General features: G+C 29.9%; 1 protein-coding gene. It reads left to right on the forward strand.

Going from position 1 to position 541, the window contains the following annotated elements:
- Positions 1 to 403, forward strand: a 403-nt coding sequence (locus tag HBE96_RS00985; protein WP_206154782.1) for an O-methyltransferase, incomplete at its 5' end; no start/stop codon positions are given.
- Positions 404 to 541: the final 138 nt, after the last annotated feature.

The raw sequence follows: 541 nt of genomic DNA on the forward strand, positions 1-541 counted from the left end.
TTTAAAGGAAACTGGAGGAAGACTCATATCAGTTGAATATAGGAAAGATTTATATGAAATAACAAAAAGAAATATTGAATTGTCAGGGTTGTCTGAAGTTGTGGAGCTAATATTAGGAGATGCAAGTGAAGTAATTAATACTGTTGAGGGACCATTCGATATAATCTTACAGGACTCAGATAAATCTTTATATTATCCAATGTTAGAAAAGTGTATAAGTTTAACTCGTAAAAACGGATTGATAATTGCTGATGATGTTCTTTTTAAACCTATGGGTATACCTGAAAAATTTAGTGAACCTGTGCATAAATATCTTAAAAAAGTTTTTGAAGATAAGCGTCTTTATAGTACGATACTTCCCATAGGTGATGGTGTGGCTATTAGCATGAAACTTTGTGACTAAAACATTATGGCTTTGAAATATTATTAGATTAATGTGTAAAATTCTTATTTGACGTAACAACTGAAAAAACGAACAATTTGTAAAGACACTGCATTATTCAAAGTTGAATTATGTGGTGTTTTTGTGTCACAATACAAA

The organism is Clostridium muellerianum (genome assembly GCF_012926525.1).
In the GTDB taxonomy this organism is placed as follows: Bacteria; Bacillota; Clostridia; order Clostridiales; family Clostridiaceae; genus Clostridium_AM; species Clostridium_AM muellerianum.